Genomic DNA, 1,992 nt, shown 5'->3' with positions numbered 1-1,992 from the left:
CCTTTACCCTGGAGTCCTTCTCCTTGAGGAAGTAGCCAGTTACTAAGTCGTGGAGCCTCTCCCTCGGGTTGTCGCTCTCGAAGGCCCTTCCGACGAGCTCTATGAAGTCGTTGAGGACTGCGTCGCGGTCGTAGTAACCGACCACCCTTCTAAGTTCCTCCCTCAGCGTGAGCCAGTAGCGGACCGGTATCGGTCTGTCAGGTATCGTGAACTCTATCTCGTTCTCCTTACCTGACTTCTCCCCTGGCGGGAGGGCTATCCAGTACTCGCCCTTCATCTTCTTCTCCTTGATGCCGAGCAGCTGGGCAACTCCGTAGAGTATCTCCTCCGGGCTGGGCGGACAGCCGGGGATGTACATGTCAATGGGCACTATCATCTCGGGCCCGCCGCTCCTGAGCCTGTCCCTTCCGCGCTGAGGCGAGGTGTTGTAGAGGGCGTAGCTGTTGTAGAAGATTCCACCGCTTGAGGCACAGGTTCCTATGGCCACGACTATCCTCGGTTTAGGGGGCATTGCCTCGTAGGCCTTCTTGAGGGCTATCCTCGTCTGCCTCGTGAGGGGGCCGGTTATAAAGAGCACATCAGCGTGCCTCGGTGTTGGAACGACCTTGACACCGAGCCTCTCGATGTCATAGTATGGGCTGAGGATGTCAAGGACCTCAATGTCACACCCGTTGCACGAGCCTGCATCAACGTGATAGACCCAGACGGACTTTAGCTTCCTTCCCATCACTCCTCACCTCCCTTCTTCTCCTTTCCCTCCTCAACGAGCATGAAAGCTGGATAGACGTTGCCCTCAAGCTCCCTGAGCTTAACGACGGTTCTGCGCATCTTCTCCTCCTGGGTCAGCTTTATTCTGTCCTCAAGGGCGTATGTGTCAAAGATTTCCTTCGGAAGGATGTTCCTGACGTACTCTATCTGCCTCTCCGTGAAGTCCAAGTACTCTCCACACTCCTCGCAGTAAGCTAATTTGTGCTCGACAACCTCAACGAGGTCTTCCTTGTTGTCTGTCGCCACTTCGAACCTCGTGGTAGGTTCCATGGCACCGGTCGGGCAGACTTCTATACAGCGGGCGCACCTGATACAGCGCGCCGCGTTGTAGGTGAGCCTTTTAACGCCGTGCTCCTTGTCCCATTCCATTATCAAAGCATCGGGCGGGCAGGCTTGGACGCATGCGCCGCAGCCAATGCACTTCTCAGGGTTGATGTGTGGAATCCCCCTGAACTCCGGTGGTTTCTCGATATCGGTAAAGGGATAGGGGGTGGTGACCGGAGCCTTCTTGCTGAAGCCTTCTACCTTCATCCTGTCCCATGACTTGAGCTTCTCGCTGTAGGAAACTTCCTCCGCCATCAGAACACCCCCTTGTACTTGATGGAGAGCTCGTTGAACTCGGCCTCGGTCAGAACCTTAACCTTGCCCGTCTCGACGTCGACGAACTGCACCCTCTCTGTACAGGAGTAGCACGGGTCTATGCTCGCTATGATTATCGGTGCGTCCGCTACGTGGTAGCCCTTGAGCATCTCCGGAACAGCAGGCAGGTTGTTGTAAGTTGGAGCGCGGACCTTCCAGCGGTAGACCTTGTTCTTCTCGCCGGTCATGACGTAGTGAACCACTTCACCGCGGTGGGCCTCAGTAAATCCAAGGGCTTCCTGGTATTCGGGCAGGTCGCCAATGGGCGTGAAGATGTCTCCGCCGGGCATCTGGTCTATCAGCTGCTCCACTATCCAGAGGCTCTCGAAGAGCTCGTCCATCCTGACGAGAACCCTCGCCAAAACGTCGCCCTCCTTGTAGACGGGAACCTTGAAGTCAACCTCGTGATAGGCCATTGCAGTCTTGGTCGCCTGGTCGAGCCTGGCATCAATGTTCCTACCGCTCGCCCTTGCCGTCGGCCCGAGGACTGAGTAGGCCTTAGCAACTTTGTAGGGCAGTATTCCAACTCCCTCGGCGCGCTTGATGAAGGTGTTGGTGTTCAGGGCTATATCGAGGAACTTCTTA

At 56.2% G+C, this 1,992-nt stretch carries 2 protein-coding genes and 1 pseudogene; all 3 read right to left on the bottom strand.

Annotated elements, in window-relative coordinates:
* Nucleotides 1–727, bottom strand: a 727-nt coding sequence (locus MVD07_RS05715; protein ID WP_297499570.1) for an NADH-quinone oxidoreductase subunit B family protein, incomplete at its 3' end; no start/stop codon positions are given.
* Nucleotides 727–1,347, bottom strand: a complete 621-nt coding sequence (locus MVD07_RS05710; protein ID WP_297499568.1) for a 4Fe-4S binding protein — start codon at nucleotides 1,345–1,347, stop codon at nucleotides 727–729. The genes MVD07_RS05715 and MVD07_RS05710, both read right to left, overlap by 1 nt.
* Nucleotides 1,347–1,992, bottom strand: a pseudogene (gene hycE / locus MVD07_RS05705) (hydrogenase large subunit); the annotation flags it as partial. The gene MVD07_RS05710 and the pseudogene hycE, both read right to left, overlap by 1 nt.

The sequence above is a fragment of the Thermococcus sp. genome (assembly GCF_027008145.1).
GTDB lineage: Archaea > Methanobacteriota_B > Thermococci > Thermococcales > Thermococcaceae > Thermococcus.
The sequence above is the reverse complement of the archived record's forward strand: the minus strand, read 5'-3'. Positions and strand labels throughout refer to the sequence as shown.